Origin of the sequence: Fusobacterium sp. DD2, assembly GCF_018205345.1 — a bacterium.
In the GTDB taxonomy this organism is placed as follows: domain Bacteria; phylum Fusobacteriota; class Fusobacteriia; order Fusobacteriales; family Fusobacteriaceae; genus Fusobacterium_A.
On the sequence record NZ_JADRHM010000010.1, the window covers coordinates 1 to 18,475 of the forward strand.

The following is an 18,475-nucleotide window of genomic DNA, read 5'->3' on the forward strand; positions in this document are numbered from 1 at the left end:
TACAAAAAAGAGAGCTGAGTAAAACATTTTTTTAAAAATGTTACTCAGCTTTTTTTATAGTAAAATATTTATTAAAAGTGATGTAAGAAGAAGCATAAATGCTCCACCTATTCTCGATGATATTTGAGAAAATGGCATAAGTTCCATTCTATGTGCAGCAGAAAGTACTGCAACGTCTCCTGTACCACCCATATTAGCCATACATAGTCCAGCTGTGATAGAACCTTCAATCATGTAGAATTCTACCATTCTTCCCACTATAGCAGTACCAATTACAGCACCAAATACAGTAGTAGCAACTAGGACAAGATATATAGGACTGAATGACTCAATCACTGTATGAAGGTCTGTGTAAGCTATACCGATACCAACTAACAGTGCAGAGGTAAAGTTTTTCATAATAAATGTAAACCATTTAGCACAGCAAGTTTCGTAGTATTCACTCATAAGTCCACCAATTTTTACAATTGCAACAGTGATAATCATAAGTGCATAAGGATGTATTGGTATAAATTTACTCAATAGACTTCCAAATATAAAGAATGATGTTGAGATAATTACTCCAATACCAAGCTCTTCGTAAGTTATATCTGATTCATAACTGTGAGCTATCATGGAATCATCCTGAACTTTTAGAAGCTTTCCATTTCCAGTAAGTGATGGATATTTTTTTCCAAGTTTGTCTAAAAGTCCTGCTGCAACTATTGCAAGAGCATTACCAAGTGCAACTGCAGGAACCATTACTGCGAGAAGCTCTGTAGGTTCTTTATGCATAGCTTGACCAAATATCTGTGATAGAGGTACAGCACCAGCACCCATTCCTCCACCCATTATAGGAATTGCAATGTAGAAGATAGAATTTATAAATCCATAATTTAATAGAAATCCAACAATACCAGTAAGTATAGTTGCAACAACAACTCCTCCAATTATTACTGGAAGATAACCTAATGCTGCTCTTATAAGCAGTTTTCTGTTCATACCTAAAATACTTCCTACTACCAGTGCAGCGATATAGAAGTCCAGAAATGATTGAGTTGTCATAAAATCTTTTATAATTTTGATATCTTCTTTAGGAAGGATATTAAAATATGCAAGAGCTGCTGAAGCAAATATTATAACAATAGGTCCACCACCTAAATAATCTTTGATGATAGGGGTCTTATTACCTATATAATTTAGAATTGCTCCAAATACCATCATTATTGGAAAAGCACCTAGCATTCCCTTTGGAATCTTTCCCAGATACATTCCAACACAAAGTACAATAAAAATAGGAATGAAATACTTCATCTCTATACCAGCTAGTTTAAAACGTTCTTTCATAAGTATACTCTCCTTTGTATAAACTATCTGCAACATTTATTGCGTTGTCTATAAATACTAACACCAGGAGTAGTATATGTCAATAGAAAAGTGGATATATATTGTATATTATATGAAGAACTAAATTATATAGTTGCTGGTATATATTTAAAAAAATGCGTATATATCAATTAACTTCAAGTTGGATAAAATCAAATTTCATCACATCAAAAAGCCCTTTATCAGTAATTTTTATCTCTGGAATCACTACCAATGACATAAAACAAAGAGTCATAACAGGGTCAACATCACTATTTACTTTTAAAATATCATAAGCTGATTTATGAATTGCTTTCAGTTTTTTATCCACCCATTCACCATCTTTATCACTCATAAGCCCAGCTATTGGCATTGGCATAGATTCAAGTACTTTTTCATTTTTTGTTAGAACAATACCACCTTCCTGTTCAATAAGTAATTTTACTGCAAAGGAGATCTCTTTATCATTTACTCCTACTGCAATAATATTGTGTGAATCATGTGCAATAGATAGAGCTACAGCTCCATGTTTTAAACCATATCCTCGTATAAATCCCACTGCTACGTTACCTGTATTTTTATGCCTTTCAATAACAGCTATCTTTAATATATCTTTTTCAGGATTAAATATAAATTCTCCGTTTTTATCTATATCAATATAATCCTGAGATTTTTTTGTAACAACTCCACCAGGTATAATATCTATTATATTTACTCTATTGGATTCAAGATGTGTTTTTAGCTTTTCTTCTGAAAAATCTTTTACATGCATACTTCCTCTTACCCTAGTAATAGGAGTTTTAGATATAGTATTGAGATATTTACCATCTCTGGCTATCTCTTTTCCATCTATAAATACATTTCGAACATTAAAGTTTTTCAAATCATCTAACAATACAATATTAGCTATAAGTCCAGGAGCTATTCCCCCTCTATCTTTTAAATTATAGCATTGTGCAGCATTTAGAGTTGCCATTCTAACAGCTTCAATTGGGTCAATTCCCTCTTCTACACATATTCTTAAGTGATTGTCCACATGTCCCAGTTCAATCATTGTTTTAGGCTGTCTATCGTCTGAGCATAAAAGACATCTTCTGCTGTTTTGAGTAGTGACACCTTTTAAAAGAGGTCTCAAATTATGACATGCAGATCCTTCACGTAGCAGAATATACATTCCTCTTGATATTCTCTCTTCCATCTCTTCAACAGTAGAACATTCATGGTCAGTTGTAATTCCAGCTGATATATAGGCATTTAAATTGGTAGTAGAAATACCTGGACAGTGCCCATCAATTATTTTATTTCTATTCTGAGCAACAATAAGCTTATCTATAACTTCATTATCACAGCTTACTACTCCAGGGAAGTTCATAAATTCTCCAAGACCAAGGACATTTTCTCTATCTATGACTTTAGATATATCTTCAGAATCGATAATAGCTCCAGAGTTTTCAAATGGAGTGCATGGAACACATGAAGGTATCATAAATTTAACCTTCAGTTCTGTATTTTTAGAAGCCTCCATCATATACTCAAGGCCTTTTATCCCACATACATTTACTATTTCATGAGGATCAGCAATAATAGTCGTACCACCATGTGGAATTATCATTTTTCCAAGTTCTTCAGGCGATACATATGATGATTCTATATGAATATGGCTGTCTATAAAACCTGGAGCAGCATATTTACCATCTGCGTCAATTACGTTATCCCCTTCATAGTTTCCAATTCCAGCTATATATTTATCAGAGATAGCAATATCTCCGTGAATAATTTTTCCTGAATAAACATCTACAATTTTGCAATTTTTGATGACTAAATCTGGGGTTCTGATTTTTTTAGCTGTCTCAATTAACTTGATAAGTGTTTTTTTGTCCATCTTTCCTCCTCAATCTATCCTCTATAAAAAAATTACATACTGCAATCTTGTTATATAAAAAGGGCTGTTGCATTTCTAAAATTATAAAAATAAAATTCTCGGCATTAGAGATTGTTTCGTAATTTATGTAGCGAAACAGAATACTGAAAATTTGACTGTTTGAACGTAGTGAGTTTCAAATTTTCTTTCTGTAAGCAAAATAAATAGAAAGAATTGATAGCCAAGAGAATTATATTTTTAAAGATTTGCAATAGCCCTTTAGTTTGCTATTTAACAAGTTTTGTAGTCTGTAAAATAAGTTTTTTTGTAGCAATAATATCATTTAAGCTGTCATGTGCATCAAGCTCAATTCCAAAATGTTTGCACCATGTTTCAAGTTTATTGTTTTCAAGTATCGGCAGTTTTCCACACATTTGGAAAAAAGGTATATAGGTAAATGGATCAAGTACCATTTTAGATATATAACTATAAAAGAAATTATTGTTATTTCTTTTGAAAAATTCCTGTAAGAAACGAATATCGAAATTAACATTATATCCAGCTACAACGAATTTATCATTCCTGTCATATTTATCAATATACTTATCTAATAAATTAACAAAGTCATTGTAAACTTCCTCTTCACTTCTAAACTTTGGATCTTTTAAATCCTCCATTGTTCTCTTTTGAACATCAAGTGCCTGTTGATCAACCTGTGCTCCAGGAAAAGGTTTTATAAAGTAATTAAAAGTTTCAACATCTTTTTTATTTACTCTAATTATTCCAGATAGTTGTATAAGTGCTGATTCTTTAGGATTTAGTCCTCCTGTTTCAGTATCTACAAATAAGATTTTCATATTTACTCCTTTCAAATAAGGTTTGCATAATCTATGCTTAATTAAAATATACTATATTACCACTTAAAATGTAAAGCCAATAATGTAATCTACAGTTGAGGTTCTGTATTTGAATATAGAGAATCAATCATTTTATTAATCTCACTATTACTCAATTTAATTGACATATCTATCAGCTCATTTTCTGAAATGGTATTTTTTTCAGCTTCACTTCTTGGAAATTTGAAAGAATCAATTGATGCATATGGTCTGTATGGGAAGTACTTAGTCCATTTGACCTCATCTTTAGCAACAATATTCTTAGTGTTTGTAGATATGATATTTCCATTTTTTTCCTCTATTGTGTAAGTTAACTGATATCCTAAAGTAGTTGTCTTAGTATATTTTTCAAATCTGTAATATACGTCATAGTCTTCATATACTGTTGTAGGTACCCATCTAACTACCTCAACCTCTTTACCATTTACTATTTTTGTATCAGTAACTTTTTTCATAACAGTACGTTCTCTAGTTTCTGTATAGCTATCTGTACCTGTTTTAACATCTGTAGTAGGTGGATAGTAATACATATTTGAGATAGCAATTTTAAGATTCAGGTTATAACTGTTGTCATTTCCAATTGAAAATATAGGATATTTCTGTATATCCTGCTGTGCAAAAAACTTTATCTGTGAAGGAATATATTCGTTACCTATTGAACTGTTCATTGTAATAATAAACTTACCACTGGCTTTATCCTTCGCATTTAGATATTTATTAGTTATCTTTTTATCTCCAAGAACATTATACTTTTGAGCAGTTTCAAAATATCCATAAGCTTTAAGCTTAGATAGATATGAATCTGTTGGCATATTTTCTCCTAAAGAGTAAAAGTTCAATGCTATCTGTTTTTTCAGCTCATTTCTCTCTGCAAGTGGTGGCTCAATAATAGCCATAGATTTTTTACTAGTCTCAGGAAGATTAAAATAGATATCCTGAATTTTCAAAAGGTTGAGCATAGCCTTAGTATAAGCTCTCATATTGTATGCCTTATTAGCATCAATTTCATCATAGTATCTTTTCTCAGCATCTGGAAATATGATTTCAAATGCATCAAGAGTTCTTCTATCATCATTATGCTCTCTTAAAATCCCTGAAAGATTTTCAATTGAACGAACATAATTACCTTTATTTGCTTCTTTTATTGCATCTTTTACTTCAAAATAAGTACATCCATAGAGTACAGATGTAAGTAGCATTGTAAGTAAAATCTTCCCTTTCATCTTTCCTCCCCTTTATCTCTCATCTTTTTTATTTAAAAGTTTATTTTTCTGTATCTTTTCAACTAGTGAATAGATATTTTACCTGGTAGTATTTTATCAATATAGTATAAAAGTTTATTAATCTTTCCTGGAATAATAAGAAATCTATCTTTAACAACTCCTTTATAAAGCTCATTTGCAACTTCTTCAGGTGTTGTAATATATAGTTTTTCCATAAAAGATAGTTTTTTAGGTATTCCTACAAAAGTTGTTTTAGTAGGTCCAGGAGCAAGAAGTATAATTTTAACTTTTTTTTCCTTGGCTTCTCTCCTTAAAGAGTAAGTAAGAGAGTTTACATAGCTTTTAGTAGCATAGTAAACAGCCATAAGTGGTCCTCCACATTGAAATCCTGCAGTGGAAGATATATTTATTATAGTTCCTCCTCTTTTACACATCTCTTTATAAAAATAAGAAGTGAATCTTGTAAGTGCCGTAATGTTTATATCCATCATTTTTTTTAGTTTTAGGTATGGAGTTTTTTCAAAGTAATTTAGTTCTCCAATCCCTGCTCCATTGACTAATAGATGTATTCTAATTTTACGTTCCTTTAAGAAATTGAGAAATACCTCAATCTCATATTCTACAGACAGGTCAATAGAGTAACAAAGTATCATATGGCCATATCTATTTTGTAAATTTTTTAGCTCTTTTCTGTTTCTTCCTAATGCTATTACGTGGTAGTTATTCTTTATAAAAACATCAATTAAAGCCTTACCTATTCCACCAGTAGCCCCTGTTATCAACACATTCATAATAGACCTCACATTACAACATTATTATACCCAATTTTACCACATATATTCTTTTATTCAAATAAAAAAGAGACTGTTGCAAATTTATAAAAGATAAAATTCTTTAAGCTATCAATTCTTTCTATTTATTTTGCTTACAGAATGAAAATTTGAAACTCACTGCGTTCAGACAGTCAAATTTTCTGTATTCTGTTTCGCATCATAAATTACGAAAGAATTTCAAATGCCAAGAATTTTATTTTTATAGTCTAAGAAATGCAACAGACTCTTTGTTAATCGTTATTTTTTATTTTGAAGTAAATTGGTTTCTAGCAGTATCGTAGAAATATCCATGTCTTTTAAAATATTCTTTTAGGTTGTCAATATCGATATTTTCAACCTGGCATAGTTCCTCAAGATCAGGGTATTTATCCCTAAGTCTCATATTTATAATACTATATGCCATATTGACATCCATTTTAAAGTAGTTACTCAAGATTTTTCAACTCCTTTTTAATTTTCTTAACTGTATCTTTAATATCTATTGGTGTATCACTGAAATATGCATTTTCAATCTCATTATTAAGTCTTATAAACTCATCACTGAATCCCAGTCTTACAAGTCTATCATCAAGATGTACCTTTGGACTGAATTTAAATTTATCCTTCATAAAGCTACAATAAGCCTCGTAAAAATCCTTGTTATTTTTTGTATTAGCAAGATCAGACAGGTCAAATTTATCATGTTTTTTATTCTTTGTAAATAAAAGATAGATAATAATTCCACCTTCAACTATAACCAATACAATTAGTCCGATAATCATTTTATTATTAAATAATTGATTATGGTTTTCACCTACAGAAGTGATTTTGATCTCTTCCTGTGGTGCAGTGTTACTATTATTTACTGGAGCTACAGTAGAACTGCTATTTCCTCCAGGTATATTTTGCTGAATAGTTCCTGAAGTTTGACTACCTTCTACTGTTATTGTCTTAGAAGGAATAGTTAACTCCTCAAATTTCTTTGTTTGTGTATTGAAATATGGAATTTTAACTTCTGGTGTCTTTAAAGTTCCTGTCTTTTTAGGTATAAAAGCAACTTCAAAGTTTTTTACTGCATAGTATTTTCCATTTGAAATTCCTTCGTTAAATCCCTTTACATTTTCAAATATATTGAAATCAGGAAGTTCTCCTGTAAATATCTTATCAAGAGTATCCAGGTTTACACTTCCACTTATATTTATACTCAGTACTACTGAATCTCCGTAGTTTATCTTATCTTTATTCCAAGAGAAATCTATTTTTGGTGTACCAACTACATTTTGAAATCCAACTGGTCTTTCCTGTGGTAGTGGTAGTATGTTTATATTGATTGTTCCACCACCTGCATATTTTGTATTAGAGCTTCTTGAAAAAAAGAAGTCATCTTGCAGTGCTTCAGTATACCCTATTCTACCTGGATTAATAGTTTTTTCTCCAGATGAATCAGGCATCAGAACACCTTGATATGTGATTATCTCAATACCTCTATTTCCATTTTTATCAGTAAAATACTTCTGCTGATACTGTCCGTTACTGTCTACAGGTGTCATATCCTTTGATGAAAAATCATTAAAAGCAGGTGGATTTACGTAACCTAATGAATTGATCTGTACAGTAGTTAAAAATCTTTCATAAAATGGGATCTTTTCTCCAAAGTAGTAACTGCTTTTATTCTTTAGATTTGTTTGAAAAGTTACATTTTTACTTACAGATTGCACTGCCTGTGTAGATCCTTCTCCTACATTTAGAGTAAGTGTATTTGAAGCAGTTTTTCCATCAGTAGTTTTAACCTGCATCTCTACTTTTCCCTTTTTTAATGGAATTATCTGATATACATCAGCTATTGATGATGATTTTTTACCATTTACTATTGAATAACTTGATTGAGAACTTCTGGAAATAATCTGAAAATTTTCCATACCTGTTAAGTTATAATCTTTTTTTGATTCGTTACTGAATGTTACCTGAAGTATAAATGGTGTATTTACACTTGGGTTTTCAGTACTTGTCTGCAGTATAACATCTCCAAATATCATTGGGGAGATTATACAGAATAAGAGTAATACAATGATTTTTTTCATTACTTCACCTCATTACCATCTGTTTGTGTTGCTGTCATCGCTTATATCAATAAAACGTTCGTTGTTTTTAAATGATTGTTTCTCATTTCCTTCCAGTCTCTTAAGGATAGCTCTGATTTCAGCTTTCTTCATATCCTCTTTGGATAACTTTTGAGTTTCCATCTCCTGTGGGACTCCTGACATGGATTTTTCTTTTGATTTATCACTATTCATATCCTTATCAGGTTGTTGTTTTTCATTATTTTGTTGTTGATTTTGTTTATCTTGTTGCTGATTGTTCTTTTGATCCTGTTTATTGTTCTTTTGATTATCTTTATTATCCTTATTTTGTTGTTGATTTTGTTTATCTTGTTGCTGATTGTTCTTTTGATCCTGTTTATTGTTCTTTTGATTATCTTTATTATCCTTATTTTGCTGTTGATTTTGTTTATCCTGTTGTTGATTGTTATTTTGGCCTTGTTTATTGTCTTTTTGATTATCTTTATTATCCTTATTTTGCTGTTGATTTTGTTTATCTTGTTGTTGGTTATTCTTTTGGTCCTGTTTATTTTCCTTCTGATTATCTTTGTTATCTTTATTTTGGTTTTGATCTTGTTTATCCTGTTGTTGGTTATTCTTTTGATCCTGTTTATTGTCTTTCTGATTTTCTTTGTTATCCTTATTTTGTTGTTGATCTTGTTTATCTTGTTGTTGATTATTCTTTTGGTCTTGTTTGTTATCCTTCTGATTGTCTTTGTTATCTTTATTTTGCTGCTGATTTTGTTTATTCTGTTGTTGGTTATTCTTTTGGTCCTGTTTATTATCTTTGTTTTGCTCTTCATTAAGCATCTTAAGGACAATTTCGTAGTTTTTCTTAATATTTATATCTTCAGACTCCTTCATACTCTCTTTATACTCTTCCAAAGCCTTAGTAAGAATTTCTTTCTTATCCTGACTCTTAGCAGAGGTATATACATAGGAATTTCCTTTTAGAAAACCATCTTTATATTTTGATTTTAAAAGTTCATCATACTTTTTTTCCTCGTAAAAAGACCTTAAAATATTCTTTTTCAATATATCAATATCTTTATCTTTTAAAATATGCTCATAAACTTTTCTGCTTTCATCAAATTTTTTATCTCTGAATTTTGAGTTTCCAGAGGAAATATTAAAATACAGTTTTGCATCTGGAATATTATTTAAAAAGAATGCTGAAGATACGATAAGTGCACCAATAGCTATAATCTTATTTCTCATCTCTCTTCACCTCTTTCAATAGATATCCAAGTACTATTAAAACTATTCCTATTCCTAAAGGAATCTGATAGTATTTTTTATAGTTCTTAATATTTTCGCTTCTGTTATTCTTTCTTTCAAGATTAGCTATATCATTTGAAAAATGAGAGGTTGTATCCTGAAGGTTATTAACCTCATAATATTTTCCTCCACCTTTTTCAGATATCTCTTTTAGGAAAGATGAGTTAAGTTTACTTATAACAGCAGAACCAGAGTTGTCTTTGATAAATCCAACTTTCTGTCCATTTTTATATTCTGGAATAATAGTTCCACCATTAGTTCCAACTCCAACAGCATATACATTTATCTTGTGCTCTTTTATAAAATCCAGGGATTTTTTATCAAAATCTCCACCATCTGAGAGTATAAGCACTGTTTTATTACTACTTTGAATCTCTTCAAATGATTTTTCAGCAAGCTCTAAAGCCTGGTAAAGCTGTGTACCTCCACCAGATATAAGGTTACTGTCAAGAGCATTTATATAGTTTTTAGTAATACCATAGTCATCTGTAAGTGGCATCTGAATATATGCACTGTCAGAAAATGGTATAAATCCTATTCTATCTCCTTTTAATTGAGAGATAATATTTCCAAGAACCTTCTTTGTCATTTCCAATCTGTTAGGATATACATCTTCAGTCATCATAGATCTTGATGTATCAATTAATGCATAGATATTCAATCCCTTAACTTTTATCTCCTCATCATCTAACTGTTTTTGTGGAGAAAGAAGGGCAACTACCACTAGAAGTGCTCCAAGTACCAGAAAGACTCCTTTAATTATAGCAATAAATCTATTATCCCGCATTTCAAGATAGTGTAAAATCTTTCTTCTTTTCTTCATACCAAAAATATATATAAAGAGGAGAAGAATCGGGAAAATTATAAATATCATATTATTTAAACTTCCAAGTTCCATTTTTCACCTCTTTTTATGGAATTCTAATATATCTTAAATATTCTAAAAAAGCTCCAATTATAAGTAGTAAAAGAGATAGGATAAGTATATTTTCGTATATCTCTATATGCTCATAATAGGTTCTTCCATCAATTTTTGATTTTTCCAACTGGTCTATTTTATTAAAAATAGTTTCAAATTCTTTTTCATTACTTGCTCTGAAATATGCACCATTAGTTGTAGAAGCAATCTCTCTTAAGAGATTTTCATCAAGCTCTGTATTTTTTACAGTTCCAAATCCATAAGAAAATTCCTTTGCTCCAATACCAATAGTATAGACTTTTATTCCCAATTCCTTAGCAATATTTGCTGCTCCCATTGGGCTCATCTCTCCTGAGTTATTCTCACCATCTGTCATAAGAATTACTACTTTAGATTTTGCATCAGAGTTCTTAAGTCTGTTAAGAGAAATTCCAAGTCCCATTCCAATAGCAGTTCTGTTGTTACTTGTAATATCTTCAGTTGTAATTTTAGATGTTATATCTTTTACTACATTGTGGTCAAATGTCAATGGAACCTTTGTATAGGCATCTCCACCAAATACCACAAGTGATATTCTGTCATTTGGTCTCTTATCAATAAATTTACCTAGAAGTTCCTTTGCAACTTCAAGTCTGTTTGGGGTAAAATCCTGCTGCATCATTGAATTTGAAAGGTCTAATGCTACTACTATATCAATACCGTTTTTCTTGATTATCTTGTTTTCAGATGTCATCTGAGGTCTTGCAAGGGCAATAATCATCAAAATGATAGATGTTAGTATCATAAGTTTTCCAAGTAAGTATTTTTTACTTTTAACTTTAAATTTTCTAACTGGCTTTATTCCTGGTATCTTAATTCCACCTGTATTTCTTAATTTATAAAATAAAAAAATAACTAAAGGAATAAGTAGTAGAAAATAAGGTGAGGCAAATCTAAATGTCATGTTTTTCACCTCTTAATCTTTCGTAAATGGCTTTTACTTTAGTTATACTTTCATCTTTAATATTTTCTTTTTCATCTGAAAATTTATAGTTATCTAAGAAAAGTAAAAAGTCAATGTCCTCTTTAGTTATAGGATCAGACACTACATAGATTCCATTTGTAAAGTGTGTTCCAAGTTTGCTATCAATATACTCTCTTATTGCAAGGCTTATTTCAAATGGCCAATTATCATCATCAATATTTGCCATTCTATCTGAGTATTTTTCATCAGGAGAGAGTATCTTCTCATTTCTTTTAAATTTAACAAGTGATAACAGATATCCGATAGATAATATTGCTACCGCACCTGAGATAACCATTGTATATGGAAATCTAATATTTGAAGGCTTGGTATTGCTGTTATCAGAAAGATTTGGATAAATCTCCTTATCTTTATCTGTAATTACACTTTTAGTATCAATTATAAGTTTTTTATTTCCTATATTTAAAATTGTTTCTCCAGGAGTAAAGCTTCTGAATTTTACAACATACTTATCATTATCTTTCTCTATTGAATCAAGGTCTAATTTGCTTTTTTCAAAGGCTTTTGATATCTCCTCTCTACTGCTTCCATCTATCTCAATAGTGATAGGTGTTCCTACATTTATATCTTTTCCAAAAATTGAAATAGACAGTACAAATAGAGCAGCCAGATTTATTATTTTTCTCATAAACGCCTCCTTCTTTTGAAGTAGTTGGCAAGTTTTACAACATAGTTTTCATCAGTATATATTGTCAATATTGTTTTAGGGTAATCTTCACTGATATCGTAGTTCTTATTGAAATTTTCAATTACAATCTGTTCATCTGTTTCAGAGTCTTCCAATGTAAAAATTGCACCTTTTGGAAGTGTTTCAAATTTCCTGTCAGCAATTCTTATTGGTATAATATCATGCCTAATCTTTGTTAAATTGATTGGTTTTTCATAATCTTTATCAATGAAGTCTGAGATTAGAAACACAATAGAACGCTGTTTTGACATCTTATTAAATGCATATAATACATTTGCAATATCAGTTCCATTGCTTTTTGGTTCAATACTTAAAAGGGTATCAAGGATTATAAGCCCCTGTTTCTTTCCTTTTTTTACAGGTATTATTTTTTCAATCTTATCTGTAAAAAATATTGCTCCAACCTTATCGTTGTTTTTAATGGCACTGAATGCAAGAGTTCCTACAATCTGAGTAATCAAATCTCTTTTTGCTATAAAGTCATTTGATTTGGATACGTCTATTAAAAGGTATATAGACATCTCTCTTTCCTCTGTAAACTGCTTGATATATGTCTTTCTTTGTCTTGCACTTACTTTCCAGTCAATTTTCTTTACATCATCACCTGGTGCGTATCTTCTTATATCTGAAAACTCCATCCCATTCCCTTTAAAATATGAACGGTAGTTACCACTGAATATCTCATTAGCAAGTAGTGTTGAAGATATCTCTATTTTTTTTATTTTCTTTAATATCTCTTCTTTCTTCATAACTGCCCTCCTTATGGAAGTTCAACAGTTTCCATTATATTAGTAATTACATTTTCAACATCTAATCCCTCAGCTTCAGCTTCATATGTAAGGATTATTCTATGACGTAATATATCGAAAATTACCTTTTTAATATCCTGTGGTATTACATATGATCTTCCTTCTAAAAATGCATTTGCTTTACTTGCTATAACCAGTGCAATAGAGGCTCTTGGTGAAGCTCCACAAGTGATATATTGATTTTTTTCTCTTGTTTTAAATATTATATTAAGTATATAGTCAACAAGTTTTTCATCTATTGTTATCTTTTTAATAAGTTCTTTTATCTCGTTTATCTTTTCTTTATTTAATACCTCATTTATCTCGATTCCATCATAATCTTTTTCTGTAGTCAGTAAATCAAGTATTTGCTTTTCTTCTTCAATTGTAGGATACTCTATTTTTACCTTCATCAAAAATCTGTCCTGTTGAGCTTCAGGTAATGGATATGTACCATCCTGTTCAATTGGGTTTTGTGTAGCAAGTACTATAAATGGTCTATCAAGTTTGAATGTGTTATTTGCAATTGTTATCTGCTTTTCCTGCATAGCTTCCAAAAGCGCTGATTGAACTTTTGCAGGGGCTCTGTTTATCTCATCTGCAAGGACAATATTTGCAAATATTGGTCCCTTTTTAGTATAGAACTCTCCAGTCTTTTCATTGTATATCTCAGTACCTATAATGTCACTTGGTAAAAGGTCCGGTGTAAATTGAATTCTTGAAAATGAAAGTCCTAAAGTTTGTGCTAAAGTGTTAACAGTTAAAGACTTAGCAAGTCCTGGTAGACCTTCCAGTAAAATATGATTACCTGTGAATATTCCTATAAGAATCTTTCTTATCATATCTTTTTGTCCAACTATCTTTTTTTGAATCTCTTGTTCCAATTTCATTATTGTCTGTTGTTCAGCTTCAATTGATGTTTTTAACTCTTCCATATATTCCTCCTTAATAAATTTAATTTACATAAAACTTAGACGATATAAAAAGTGTTTTAGTTTTAATAAGATTTTCTTTTATAAAGCAGATATATTTTTTATTGCAGAAATTGCATAGTCAACTTCTTTAAATGTATTAAAAAAAGAAAAACTAAATCTTACAGCTCCCTGTTTTGTTGTCCCTAAGGCATTATGCATTAAAGGTGCACAGTGCCCACCTGCTCTACAGGCAATCCCGTAGCTTTCTATAAGCTCCTGTTCGACCTCACCTGAGTCATATTCTCCAATATTGAAGGTAACAATAGGTGAACGGTTAAAATCACTGAAATCACCATAAATAACGACTCCTGGAATATCTTTAATACCATTATAGAAACGTTTCATAAGATTTATCTCATGATTTCTTATATTATCAAGACCTGTTTTCTTAATAAAATCCACTCCAGCTGATAGCCCTACTATTCCATGTCCATTTAATGTTCCAGCTTCAAGGTGTGTAGGCATGATCTCAGGCTGAGTTCTACTATAAGTCTGTATTCCTGTTCCACCTGATTTTAGTGGACGGATAACTATTCCTTCTTTTACATATATTCCTCCAGTACCTTGTGGACCATATAGGCTTTTATGTCCTGTAAAGCAAAGTACATCTATTCCAATATCCTCTACATCTATTGGGAATATTCCAGCAGATTGAGAAGCATCTACTACTAGTATAAGGTTATATTTTTTACATATTTTAGATATTTTTTTTAGATCTACCAGGTTACCTGTAAGGTTTGAACTGTGAGTACAGATAATCCCTTTAGTTTTAGGATTAATATTTTTTTCTATAGTCTCATAAAGTAAGACACCATTTTTATCAGTATTAATCATAGTTGCAGTTACACCTTTATTTTGGATCTCATATAAAGGCCTCAGGACAGAGTTGTGCTCCATCACTGTAGAGATAACATGATCTCCAGGGTTAAATAATCCTTTGATAGCTGTATTTAGAGCTTCAGTAGAATTTGATGTAAATGCAAGTCTACTTGAATCTTTTATTCGAAAAAAAGAAGCTATATTTTCTCTCGCATTGTATATTGCTCTGCTAGATGAAAGAGAAACACTATTTCCTCCACGTCCAGCATTTCCAAGATGAGTCATAGCATTTATAACTGCATCTATTACCTCTTTAGGCTTGTGCATTGTAGTTGCAGCATTATCAAAATATATCATATAAAAGACCTCCAATAATAAAGTATGTTCATATTTAGTTTAACACAGTACAGAACAGTAGTAAAGTTTTAATAGATTTGCTACATTATATATAGTCCGATAATCATATAGAATAAAAAAGATTTATATATTTTGAAAAAAACTTAAAAATAAACTATAATGATATTATAGAGTATAGGAGGTGGAAACTAATGTATAAATACTTACTTATATTTCTCATTACCTTTGCATCCAGCTATAGTTATCAGATGATTTTTCCAATTACTGAAACTGAGAACTATTTTATAGATGATAAAGAGATTACATTGGAAGACCCATCTTTTAGAAATAAAGAGCTTATAACTGAGGACAGATTAAAAGAGATTATAGAAGCAGCTAAAAGTGCACCTCTACCAGAGGAAAATGTGGATACTCATAAAAAGCAATTTTTAACTGTTCATGACTCTTTTGCAGATAAAACAGATATTAAACTTTTACATGATCTTGAGAGTACTTTTGATAAATACAACTTTTCTACTAAAAGCCAGGATATACATGTAGGAAGAATAAATGCTAATGAGTTCACCTCAGATAGAATAATAGATAATGGGGAAATAGGAGTTGGAATCTCATATAAAGAGAATGAGAATAATAAACATCTGGAGAGAAAAAAGGATGATTCAGAGGATTGGAATTATACCCCTGTATATGCAACTGGAAAATATAAGATAAGTGAAGGGGAAGATAATGTAAAATACCTTAAAGTTAATTTAGGTTACTCTTTTAAAGAGTTGAAAAAGGATGAAAGAAAAGACACAGATGACAGAATCCAAGGTGGTATATATTATGGAGTCGGTGGTGGAGTTGACTATCGTGATATGTCTGTTGGTCTTATGTATCAGGTAAATAAAGATGGAATCGAAAATAATAAGATGCATAAGGATGATTCGAGAGTTACCTTTTCTGTAGATTATAAGTTAGGGGAATAAAATAAAAAAGGCTGTTGTATTTTTAAAACTGTAAAAATAAAATTCTTGGCATTAGAAATTGTTTCGTTATTTATGCAGCGAAACAGAATACAGAAAATTTGACTGCTTGAACGCAGTGAGTTTCAAATTTTCTTTCCGTAAGCAAAATAAATAGAAAGAATTTATAGCTTAGAGAATTTTATCTTTTACAAATTAGCAACAGCCTCTTTTTATATTATAGGTCTAGGAGTTCTTCTATTGTTTTTACTCCAAAATAGATTTTTTCATCTTCTGTTATAAGGGCAGGAACACTCATTATATTATATCTTTCTTTAAACTCTTTAAAGGCAAATACATCTATTATCTCAACATCAATACTGCTATTTTCAATTGAGATTCTTTGTGCTCCCTGAACAAGCTCAGGACATTTATTACAACTTAAAGAGATACCAATTTTCCATCTCTTCTTTCCTGTAATATTTTTTATCTTCTCAGATGTTTCTGGTGATAGCTTTTGTCCAGGACCTGCTATATTATACATTGCAAGAATAAAGGAATTTAACTCATGACCACTTGGAAGTGTTGAGTATTTTATTCCTCTATATCTATTTTCACTATCCAAAATTGTAATAGTAGGAACTTTATTAAGAGCTATATATTTTTCAAATTCTGGATTTTCTCCTCTGTTTAATACTTTGTATCTGATTTTATCAGAAGTAGAAGCAATCTCTAAAACCATCTCTTCCATATCTTTGGACAGGGAACTTTCTTTTTCTTTAATTACAACGATGTTAATAGAGGATTCAAACTTTTCGGCAATTTGTGAAAGTTGATTTTTAAGATTGCTATCTAAAAACTCTTCTGACTTATCTATAGTTTTAGAAGTAAGTGACTGATCCTCTTCTGGAGCAATATTATACTTCTCTCTTATAGCCTCAACATATTTTTCAATATTAGATGCAGCTTCAGCACCATCAGAAACAGCTGTCACAAGTTGTCTTAATTTCTTAGGTCTTATATCTCCAGCAGCATATACACCTTGAATGTTTGTTTGAAGATTTTCATCAGTTAGAATAAATCCACCATTATCAAGTTTGACAATATCTTTAAACATATCACTTTGTGGCTTATAACCTATGAAGACAAAAATTCCAAAGAATTCACCATCTTTGACATTGTATTCAGTTATCTCTTTTGTCTTGTTATTGATAAATTTGGCACTTCTAAGCTGGATATCACCTTTTGCCTCTAATATCTCTGTATTAAATTTTACCTCAATTTTTGGATGAGCAAGTACCTTATCAGCAATTGATTTGGCACAGGTAAACTCTGGCTCTCTTGCAATTACAGTAACCTTCTTTGCATATTTAGTTAAAAATATCGCTTCTTCTGCAGCAGCAAATCCAGCTCCAATTACAAATACATCCATTCCAGTGAAAAATTCACCATCACAAGTTGCACAGTATGCTATCCCTCTTCCTTCAAATTCTTTTTCACCGGGGAATCCAAGTTTTCTAGGTGACGCACCAGTTGCAATAACAACTGAAAAGCTTTTATATGTACCTTTATTTGTAGTAACCTCTTTTATCTCTTTTGAGAAATCTACACGTTTTACATCTTCAGATATTATTTCGGTTCCAAAACTTAAGGCCTGTTTTTTTAATATCTCTCCATATGCACTACCTGTTGTTTGATAGATTCCTGGGTAGTTTACCACTTCATTGGTTACTGTAATCTGTCCACCTGGAATATTCTTTTCAATGATTAGAGTTTTAAGTTTTGCTCTTCCACCATATATACCAGCAGTTAGACCAGAAGGTCCCCCACCAATGACAATCATATCGTAAATTTTTTCCATATTATGCTCCAATTCTTTTTCTTATAGTTTTCCTACTAAATCAATTGTAGGTTTGATAGTATCTGAACCTGGATGCCATTTAGCTGGACAAACCTCTCCATGTTCTGCAACAAATTTTGCTGCCTGTAATTTTCTTAGAAGTTCACTTGCTTCTCTTCCAATAGAAGTGTCATGTACTTCATATGCAACAATAACTCCTTCAGGATTGATAATGAAGCTTCCTCTTAATGCAAGTCCTTCCTCTTCTATTAATACTTCAAATTCTCTAGAAAGTTTTCCAGTTGGATCTCCTACCATAGGGAATTTAATTTTTTTAATTCTATCTGAGGTATCATGCCATGCTTTGTGTACAAAGTGAGTATCTGTTGAAACTGAGTATACTTCGCATCCTTCAGCTTTAAATTTTTCATAGTGTTCTGCTAAATCTTCCAGCTCAGTAGGACATACAAATGTAAAGTCTGCTGGATAGAAAACTACTGCTGACCATTTACCTAAAAGGTCCTTATCTGTAATTTCGATAAAATTTTCATTTTGATAAGCTGTTGCTTTAAACTCTCCGATTTTCTTTCCTATTAATGCCATAATGTT

17 protein-coding genes are annotated in these 18,475 nt (G+C 30.9%); 1 reads left to right on the top strand and 16 read right to left on the bottom strand.

The window, feature by feature from the left end; genetic code table 11:
• Positions 1-54: 54 nt before the first annotated feature.
• The 14 genes from IX290_RS02630 to IX290_RS02695 all read right to left on the bottom strand — a co-directional run bounded on the left by IX290_RS02630 (position 55) and on the right by IX290_RS02695 (position 15,082).
• The gene (locus tag IX290_RS02630) at positions 55-1,326 is read right to left on the bottom strand and encodes a 2-hydroxycarboxylate transporter family protein (protein ID WP_211491654.1); all 1,272 of its coding nucleotides are present in this window, start codon (positions 1,324-1,326) and stop codon (positions 55-57) included.
• Between the two features lie 166 nt (positions 1,327-1,492).
• Positions 1,493-3,226, bottom strand: a complete 1,734-nt coding sequence (gene ade, locus IX290_RS02635) for an adenine deaminase (protein ID WP_211491655.1) — start codon at positions 3,224-3,226, stop codon at positions 1,493-1,495.
• A gap of 266 nt (positions 3,227-3,492) precedes the next feature.
• Complete coding sequence (locus IX290_RS02640) at positions 3,493-4,062, bottom strand: 3'-5' exonuclease (protein ID WP_211491656.1); 570 nt, start codon at positions 4,060-4,062, stop codon at positions 3,493-3,495.
• 89 nt (positions 4,063-4,151) lie between these two features.
• A complete protein-coding gene (locus IX290_RS02645; RefSeq protein ID WP_211491657.1) occupies positions 4,152-5,324 on the bottom strand; it encodes a hypothetical protein in 1,173 nt (390 codons plus the stop codon).
• 62 nt (positions 5,325-5,386) lie between these two features.
• Positions 5,387-6,115, bottom strand: a complete 729-nt coding sequence (locus IX290_RS02650; RefSeq protein ID WP_211491658.1) for an SDR family NAD(P)-dependent oxidoreductase — start codon at positions 6,113-6,115, stop codon at positions 5,387-5,389.
• 286 nt (positions 6,116-6,401) lie between these two features.
• Positions 6,402-6,590, bottom strand: a complete 189-nt coding sequence (locus tag IX290_RS02655; protein WP_249168819.1) for a DUF4250 domain-containing protein — start codon at positions 6,588-6,590, stop codon at positions 6,402-6,404.
• Positions 6,583-8,217 (bottom strand): BatD family protein, encoded by a 1,635-nt coding sequence (locus IX290_RS02660; RefSeq protein WP_211491659.1) that lies wholly within the window; start codon positions 8,215-8,217, stop codon positions 6,583-6,585. The genes IX290_RS02655 and IX290_RS02660 overlap by 8 nt, the downstream gene beginning before the upstream one ends.
• A gap of 12 nt (positions 8,218-8,229) precedes the next feature.
• Positions 8,230-9,453 carry a hypothetical protein gene (locus IX290_RS02665; RefSeq protein WP_211491660.1) on the bottom strand — a complete coding sequence of 408 codons (1,224 nt, stop codon included), beginning with the start codon at positions 9,451-9,453 and terminating at the stop codon, positions 8,230-8,232.
• Positions 9,443-10,411 carry a VWA domain-containing protein gene (locus tag IX290_RS02670; RefSeq protein WP_211491661.1) on the bottom strand — a complete coding sequence of 323 codons (969 nt, stop codon included), beginning with the start codon at positions 10,409-10,411 and terminating at the stop codon, positions 9,443-9,445. The genes IX290_RS02665 and IX290_RS02670 overlap by 11 nt, the downstream gene beginning before the upstream one ends.
• Positions 10,412-10,424: 13 nt before the next feature.
• A complete protein-coding gene (locus IX290_RS02675) occupies positions 10,425-11,375 on the bottom strand; it encodes a VWA domain-containing protein (protein ID WP_211491662.1) in 951 nt (316 codons plus the stop codon).
• Positions 11,365-12,084, bottom strand: coding sequence for a hypothetical protein (locus IX290_RS02680; RefSeq protein ID WP_211491663.1), 720 nt, complete (start codon positions 12,082-12,084; stop codon positions 11,365-11,367). Before IX290_RS02680 ends, IX290_RS02675 begins: the two co-directional genes overlap by 11 nt.
• Positions 12,081-12,893, bottom strand: a complete 813-nt coding sequence (locus tag IX290_RS02685; protein WP_211491664.1) for a DUF58 domain-containing protein — start codon at positions 12,891-12,893, stop codon at positions 12,081-12,083. The genes IX290_RS02680 and IX290_RS02685 overlap by 4 nt, the downstream gene beginning before the upstream one ends.
• A gap of 11 nt (positions 12,894-12,904) precedes the next feature.
• The gene (locus tag IX290_RS02690; protein ID WP_211491665.1) at positions 12,905-13,867 is read right to left on the bottom strand and encodes a MoxR family ATPase; all 963 of its coding nucleotides are present in this window, start codon (positions 13,865-13,867) and stop codon (positions 12,905-12,907) included.
• Between the two features lie 78 nt (positions 13,868-13,945).
• Positions 13,946-15,082 (bottom strand): aminotransferase class V-fold PLP-dependent enzyme, encoded by a 1,137-nt coding sequence (locus IX290_RS02695; RefSeq protein ID WP_211491666.1) that lies wholly within the window; start codon positions 15,080-15,082, stop codon positions 13,946-13,948.
• Between the two features lie 191 nt (positions 15,083-15,273).
• Between IX290_RS02695 and IX290_RS02700 the strand changes: the two genes are divergently transcribed.
• Positions 15,274-16,050, top strand: coding sequence for a hypothetical protein (locus tag IX290_RS02700; RefSeq protein WP_211491667.1), 777 nt, complete (start codon positions 15,274-15,276; stop codon positions 16,048-16,050).
• Positions 16,051-16,264: 214 nt separating this feature from the next.
• On the opposite strand, the gene IX290_RS02705 is transcribed toward IX290_RS02700, so the two are convergent.
• Together IX290_RS02705 and ahpC are read right to left on the bottom strand one after the other, a co-directional pair.
• Positions 16,265-17,887 carry an FAD-dependent oxidoreductase gene (locus IX290_RS02705; RefSeq protein WP_211491668.1) on the bottom strand — a complete coding sequence of 541 codons (1,623 nt, stop codon included), beginning with the start codon at positions 17,885-17,887 and terminating at the stop codon, positions 16,265-16,267.
• 21 nt (positions 17,888-17,908) lie between these two features.
• Positions 17,909-18,469 (bottom strand): alkyl hydroperoxide reductase subunit C, encoded by a 561-nt coding sequence (ahpC, locus tag IX290_RS02710; protein WP_211491669.1) that lies wholly within the window; start codon positions 18,467-18,469, stop codon positions 17,909-17,911.
• Positions 18,470-18,475: the final 6 nt, after the last annotated feature.